Raw genomic sequence first — 6505 nt, forward strand, 5'->3', positions numbered from 1 at the left:
AAACCTATTCCTTAATTCAAGATGTAGGGTGCCCGCGAACACCCCTAAGCCATATGCAAGCCCAAAGGGGATACAGGGGGAACAAGGATGAAGGGATGAAACCAATTTATATAAACCTATGTGAGACCTGAACCCCCTGTATCCCTAGGCCTTCTCACTGGAAACAGTTTCTTCAACCTCCTCCGGAGGAAATACGTTTGTCCTCAGTAAGGTGTAACCGACTATAAATAGGGATGCTAGTAAAACGATTACAAAGAAATATACTGTGAGCTTTAATGTCAGAGCCTGGACTTGGTGTGTGGAGAAGAACAGTAAATAGGTGTAAATGACGCTGAAGACAAGTGTGCTAAAAGTGATTATCAGCCCCATTATTTTCTTCCTACTCATAACTACCCCTCATACTAATTGAGACGCTGGTAGCATCACTTACCATGACTTTACCTGATAAATTATTAGAGAAGGAATTAAAAACCACTATCTCTTAAATCGAGGCCCACTTAACCAGGTTAAGCTATAAGTAGTCTCAAACGGATCACTTAGATCGGGTGCTTGAAGGTGGCTTAAGTAGATATGGGACGTAAGAGAGGAGAGTTAGAGAACTGGCTTAGGAGAATAGTTTTCGGCGGATTTAAAAACAATTATGTAATCTACATAAGATATCGGGCAGAGAGTGGTGAAATCCTGAAGCCTGTGCCCGGCGAGTTAATAATCGATCTACGGGCAGGATATATATACACACATAACGAGATCATACCATTGCACAGGGTTGAAGAGATCAGGGATAAAAATAACAGAGTTTTATACAAGAGGGGAAAAAACGAGGGTTAGATCCATCCCCTTAGCTTCATAGCCTTTACGACACGGTCTACAGCTATAGCGTAGGCAGCAGTCCTCATTGGATATTCTGAGAACCTCTTTCTCCACTCATCGTACACCCTATTAAAGTTCAGCGTCATCATTTTATCCAGCCTCGATAATGCCTCCTCATCAGTGAGCCAACACCCCATCTTGTTATGGCTCCACTCGATCCAGCTCATCGTTACTCCTCCTGAGTTCGCTAATATATCTGGCACTATGATCACACCTTTCTCATACAATACCTTCTCGGCTTCAGGCGTGGTTGGACCATTAGCGCCCTCAGCAATGACTTTAGCCTTTATTCTATTAACGTTTTCCTTTGTTATAACATCCTGTGTTGCAGCTGGTACTAGGATATCAACGGGTAATTCAAGTAGTTCCATATGGTTTCCAGAGACCTTTACATCCCCCTTCTTATAGTTTGTCACCTTGCCTGTTGTCTCCTTAACCCTTATTGCTTCCTCGATGTCTAATCCGTTCGGATCATATATGTATCCACTGCTATCACTTACAGCAACCACTCTTGCACCCCATTCAGTAAGATATTTCGCAGCATATATGCCAACGTTTCCGAAACCATGTATTGCAACTGTTTTACCCGCCAATCCACCTATCCATCTCTTAGCCGCCTCCCTTGCAGTGAGAGCTGTGCCATACCCTGTTGATACAACCCTTGCATATAATCCTCCAAGCTCCACGGGCTTCGCGGTAACAACTCCCCACGCCTGGTACCCTACTATCTTACTATATTCATCGAAGTACCATGCCATTGTTTGTGGATTAGTGTATACGTCTGGGGCAGGTATATCTACCTCGGGGCCTACGTCCTTGGCTATGCCGGCAAAGAACTTCCTGCTTAACTCTTCTAGCTCTCTCTGGCTTAAAGCCTTCGGGTTAACCCTTACACCCCCCTTTCCACCGCCATAAGGAATGCCAGCTAGGGAGGTCTTCCAGGTCATCCACATTGATAAAGCAACTACTTCACCAGGAGTCACGTCTTCACCGTATCTTACTCCTCCCTTATAAGGTCCCAGCGCACTATTGTGCTGGCTTCTCCAGCCTAGATACGTCTCTAGCTTACCGTTATCCCTCCTAATAGTGATTTTAACCTGTACCAGTTTCTCCGGGTGTCTGAGTATCTCGACGATTTCATCGGATAATCCTAGAAGCGATGCTGATTCACGTAATTGCTTCACAGCCATCTGATATACTGGATCATTTTCATATAGTGATGCGTGCTCATTCATATTTATCACCAAGTAACTATTATTCCTGGAATGCTTTAAAAAGACTACCTATCAATATATACGATATATATCTGGAATACGCTTCCAAGGTTGCATGGGACAACGTGTGATGTATATCCCGTTAATATCAGCCCTCACACGGGTCTTCATCGCTTTAACTCAGAACCGAAGTCGGTCATCACACTAACTTTTAATTCCCTCAACCACCTTATATCAATAACTGGTGTCGTTCTTGAGGCCGGCTCTACTAGTAGTGGACATGTTGAAAGAGTTTGTACATGGTAGACTAAGAAGCCCGGAGGCATTGAGAATAATCCCTGTGATAAAGGATCTAACGAGCACCATGCATAAAAGAGGATTCCCAGTTATATACCTAGCCGATCACCACTACCCATTCGATCATGAGTTATCCATATGGGGACCGCATGCAATGCATAATGATCCAGAGTCGGAGATAATAGAGGAGCTGAGGCCTGGACCAAGCGATATAGTATTATATAAGAGATCCTATAGCGGCTTCAGGGAAACAGGCCTAGACTACATACTCAGAGACCTAGGCGTAGACACCGTGATTATAACAGGTATACATACTCATATATGCGTACTCCACACGGCAATGGATGCATTCTATAACAGGTACCAGGTTATAGTGGTCGAGGATGCAGTGAGCGCTTTTAGTAGAAGCGACCACGAATGGGCATTAAACTATATGAAGACCATACTTGGATGCAGAATAATGAAGTCCAGGGAAGTAATAGAATTCATAAGCAGCAAATAGTGGTTAACAGTGATCAACTGCGGCTTACTGGAAACAATTAAGAATATTTCAAGGGAATCGGGATTCACTGTAGCAGAGCTATTAGTAGTCATGCTGGGAATGCATAAGGAGGGTCTTGGAAGAGTCTCGGTGTCAAGGAAAACCAGTATAGGAGAGAGAAGAATACGCCGGATAAATGAATACGTTAAATCACTTCAGAAAACACGCCCGGAACTATATGAATTCATAACAGAGGGTATTCATCAAGCATCGATAATTACGCAACCAGTTAAACAATACCTCCTCACAATATTTCACCCAGTTGATCCAGACCTCCTTAAAAAAGTTGAGTCAAAAATAGTAGAGATAAGAGATTGGATCATTGTTGAAACAAGGGATAGAGAATGTATAGAGGTTATTGGTATAGTACCAGATAGAATAGTATTCCCATTGGTCCCCGAAGAACTTAGTAGAAGATACATCGAACTTGTGCCTGCAACTCTCCTAGAAAACAACTCAGTATTAGTTTTATGGAGAAAGCACATACCATTACTATATGAGTCAGCTGTTCTCAACGCCCTTGTAAACATATGTACAGAATCAATGATCTGACTAAATCCCTTTAAGGGTTATCAACTCCGTCCAGATGCGTTCGCTACATAGTTATCCCCAGCAACATGGATCACCACATTACATTTCATCTAATTTGGTCTATCTCTTCCTGGAAATGTTTTTAAGATGTATAGCTTCTAGTATTGTTTGGTGTTGGACAAAATGTCCAAGCAGATTAAATACGGGTATATAATAATACTTGCCCTACTTATAGTTGCAAGTATACCTGTAAAAGCCGGAATAGTAGTGCAGGATGCTACAGGGAGAACCATAAGTCTTAGTGAAACACCATCTAAAATAGTTTCCCTCAGCCCCTCCATCACGGAGATCCTTGCTTACCTGGATGAACTAGATAGAGTAGTGGGGGCTGATTCAATATCGTTGAGCGATACATGGTTTAACGTCTCAAGCATTCTCAAGACACATGGTGTAATTGATGTCGGCGGGTACTGGTGGTCAACTGTAAGAGCCGAAGAAATACTCAGGATCAACCCTGATATAGTTTTAGCTGATAAAGGGGCTCATGTTCCATTATTAGATTTCTTCAAGAACTATAATATTACCGTAGTATACTTGGCTGGTGGTTCATCTAAAAGCATGCAAGATGTTTTAAGCGACTTCTACACCATTGCTACGCTCTTAAATAAGACTAGCCTAGCCGACGACTTCACCATCAAACTAGAGAGTGAACTAGGTAAATACAGGGATCTAATAACTAGTAAATACAAGGGTGTCAAAGTATTAATCATAGTGGATTTAACAAGTGGTATATGGGTTGCTGGCAAAGGAACATACATAGATGACATACTTGAAAGACTGGGTTTATCGAATGCCTGTAGCAATATATATTCATGGTCATCCATAAGCCTCGAGAAGGTAGTCGAGTTGGATCCAGACATCATAGTAGTTACATACATCGGTCCCAACTCTAATACGTTAAAAGAGAGCGGGCTAACTAATCTGGGTAAACCCATTATTGTATTAAACCAGACGGAAACAGATATAATCTCGAGGCCGGGACCCCTTATAATATATGCGCCCCAGGTAATCTATAATGTTTTAACACGGTCAAATATTACTCGTGTAACCAGTAGTGAAGGGTCGTCAACATACTCAGTCATAGTGATCATTGTACTCGTCGCTTCAATAGCGTTGATTACCATGGTGCTTGCAAAGAGGTATTGGAGGAAATGAAGCAAAGAGATCTCTGGCTTCTAGGCCTACTACTTGTTTTTTCCATAATGTTAATATACGATCTCAACGATGTTCAACACAATTCATTATTATTTAACTATAGATTAAGCAGGATTCTCTCAGTGATTTCAACTGGCATAATTATAGGTTTAACCGGAGTATATCTTCAGTCCTCACTACGTAATCCACTAGTAGACCACTACATACTCGGGATAGGAAGCGGCTCACTTGTGTTTACTTATCTAAGTATTTTAATAGCTGGAGGCTTCACTCTCGCTACCCCATTGTCCTCGATGCTTGGCGGGCTTTTAGCCTTATTTCTCACAATCATACTGGCGGAGAAGTTATCTGGCACAGCTACTTCATATGTGCTAGCCGGCATTGGCGTTAACTCTTTTTTCTCAGGCATATCGGCTCTCCTATCTTATCTAACGATCCGTGTTTACCCGTATGCACAGCTTCTTCTCGTTGGAAGCTTCATAGTTGCCACCAATGATAAGTTATATATGTTATCTATTCCCCTAGTCATCTCAGCATCCATGATGCCCATTCTTGCAAGGCCCCTTAACACGCTGGAGGTAAGCGATGAATTCTCAGTAATAACCGGGTTTAACCCCCGAGTTATACGCTTGATCTCAATAATTGTCGCCGGTTTAACCAGCAGTATCGTCACCTCACTCTACGGTTTAATAGGTTTTATTGGATTGGCATCACCACATATAGCGAGGTACCTATCTGGTAGGAGTGATAACAGGGTTGTCGCGCCTTTAGCGGCCTTCACATCATCTATAATACTTTATGTAACCGACTTTACAAGCAGGAGGCTCTTCGCTGTAATATGGAGTGAAATACCGGCTGGAGCCATCGCCTCACTCATTGGGGCTCCGTTCTTCATATATTTACTGCTCTCGAGGCGGAGGATATATGGTGATTAAGGCCAGTAATGTAGTAGTCGAATATACAGGTGGATTAAAGGGATTAAACAATGCATCTCTCGAAATAATGGAGAATAAAGTCACATGCTTAATGGGTCCTAATGCATCAGGTAAAACTACCCTCTTACGTGCACTAGCCAGGCTAGTAGGCTACAAGGGCTCGATACTAATTGATGGAAGAGAGGTCTCAAAGACGCCGCTGACAGTTTTATCAAGGATCCTATCGTATGGGTCACAGCAAACCATATCTACGTCCCTACAGTTACAGGTTAGGGAGGTACTTGAAATGGCGCTTTACCCGCTTAAAAACATAGATGTCGAGGAGGTAATATATAATACATCAATAGAGCTAGGCATCACGGGTTTACTGGATAGATATATTAATGAATTAAGCAGCGGCGAGCTACAGAAAATAGTGATAGCCTCAGCACTGATAAAGAAACCACGGTACATATTACTTGATGAACCAGACGCCCATATCGACACAGGATTCAAACCAGTCCTCTCCAAAACACTTAGAAAGAAGTCCGGATCCTCGACAATAATTATCGCTACACACGACCCGATATTCGCATCGTACACCTGCGACTATATAGTAGTCCTAAGAAGCGGCTCCATAGCGTTCCATGGATGGCTGAATGAATTAATGGAGAACCTGGATGTCCTAAGAGAAGTATACGGTGTAGAGTTCATGGTCACTGAAATACCTGGAGGCATGAGAATCATTATACCATACTACTAAACTGACGTCACCAAGGATTAAGCCTGTTACAGGTTCTAAATTCTTTTTAAATATTTTTGAACCGTTTTATTCTCTCGGTGTCTTCACTAGTTTTCCTCGATGACTATTACCTTTTACTTTTCTCCCGTGGAGCCTGGATAGTTTCTCCCGGTATTCTCTG

General features: G+C 42.4%; 8 protein-coding genes. 6 read left to right on the forward strand and 2 right to left on the reverse strand.

Annotated features, from left to right (window positions below):
- Positions 1 to 144: 144 nt before the first annotated feature.
- Complete coding sequence (locus ACP5N5_RS04940) at positions 145 to 387, reverse strand: hypothetical protein (RefSeq protein ID WP_428133477.1); 243 nt, start codon at positions 385 to 387, stop codon at positions 145 to 147.
- A gap of 183 nt (positions 388 to 570) precedes the next feature.
- Between ACP5N5_RS04940 and ACP5N5_RS04945 the strand changes: the two genes are divergently transcribed.
- On the forward strand, positions 571 to 828 hold the full coding sequence (locus ACP5N5_RS04945; protein ID WP_012609119.1) for a DUF504 domain-containing protein: 258 nt from the start codon (positions 571 to 573) through the stop codon (positions 826 to 828).
- Here ACP5N5_RS04945 and ACP5N5_RS04950 read toward each other — a convergent pair.
- A complete protein-coding gene (locus ACP5N5_RS04950) occupies positions 825 to 2105 on the reverse strand; it encodes a Glu/Leu/Phe/Val family dehydrogenase (RefSeq protein WP_276813905.1) in 1281 nt (426 codons plus the stop codon). The genes ACP5N5_RS04945 and ACP5N5_RS04950 overlap by 4 nt on opposite strands.
- Positions 2106 to 2337: 232 nt before the next feature.
- On the opposite strand from ACP5N5_RS04950, the gene ACP5N5_RS04955 reads away from it, so the two are divergent.
- The 5 genes from ACP5N5_RS04955 (at position 2338) to ACP5N5_RS04975 (ending at position 6345) form a co-directional block, all read left to right on the forward strand.
- Entirely contained in the window at positions 2338 to 2883 is a 546-nt protein-coding gene (locus tag ACP5N5_RS04955; protein WP_428133480.1) for a cysteine hydrolase family protein, read from the forward strand.
- 9 nt (positions 2884 to 2892) lie between these two features.
- Positions 2893 to 3474: a hypothetical protein gene (locus ACP5N5_RS04960; protein WP_428133482.1), complete on the forward strand. Its 582-nt coding sequence runs from the start codon at positions 2893 to 2895 to the stop codon at positions 3472 to 3474.
- Positions 3475 to 3636: 162 nt separating this feature from the next.
- The gene (locus ACP5N5_RS04965; protein ID WP_428133484.1) at positions 3637 to 4668 is read left to right on the forward strand and encodes an ABC transporter substrate-binding protein; all 1032 of its coding nucleotides are present in this window, start codon (positions 3637 to 3639) and stop codon (positions 4666 to 4668) included.
- Positions 4665 to 5603, forward strand: coding sequence for a FecCD family ABC transporter permease (locus tag ACP5N5_RS04970; RefSeq protein WP_428133486.1), 939 nt, complete (start codon positions 4665 to 4667; stop codon positions 5601 to 5603). Before ACP5N5_RS04965 ends, ACP5N5_RS04970 begins: the two co-directional genes overlap by 4 nt.
- The gene (locus tag ACP5N5_RS04975) at positions 5593 to 6345 is read left to right on the forward strand and encodes an ABC transporter ATP-binding protein (protein WP_428133489.1); all 753 of its coding nucleotides are present in this window, start codon (positions 5593 to 5595) and stop codon (positions 6343 to 6345) included. The genes ACP5N5_RS04970 and ACP5N5_RS04975 overlap by 11 nt, the downstream gene beginning before the upstream one ends.
- Positions 6346 to 6505: the final 160 nt, after the last annotated feature.

Source organism: Desulfurococcus sp., assembly GCF_049970475.1.
Taxonomy (GTDB): Archaea; Thermoproteota; Thermoprotei_A; order Sulfolobales; family Desulfurococcaceae; genus Desulfurococcus; species Desulfurococcus amylolyticus.

What these genes read in the sequence shown, in the direction of transcription:
- ACP5N5_RS04940 (WP_428133477.1), bottom strand. Translation starts at nt 387, where the DNA reads ATGAGTAGGAAGAAAATAATGGGGCTGATAATCACTTTTAGCACACTT.
- ACP5N5_RS04965 (WP_428133484.1), top strand. Translation starts at nt 3,637, where the DNA reads ATGTCCAAGCAGATTAAATACGGGTATATAATAATACTTGCCCTACTT.
- ACP5N5_RS04945 (WP_012609119.1), top strand. Translation starts at nt 571, where the DNA reads ATGGGACGTAAGAGAGGAGAGTTAGAGAACTGGCTTAGGAGAATAGTT.
- ACP5N5_RS04970 (WP_428133486.1), top strand. Translation starts at nt 4,665, where the DNA reads ATGAAGCAAAGAGATCTCTGGCTTCTAGGCCTACTACTTGTTTTTTCC.
- ACP5N5_RS04950 (WP_276813905.1), bottom strand. Translation starts at nt 2,105, where the DNA reads ATGAATGAGCACGCATCACTATATGAAAATGATCCAGTATATCAGATG.
- ACP5N5_RS04975 (WP_428133489.1), top strand. Translation starts at nt 5,593, where the DNA reads ATGGTGATTAAGGCCAGTAATGTAGTAGTCGAATATACAGGTGGATTA.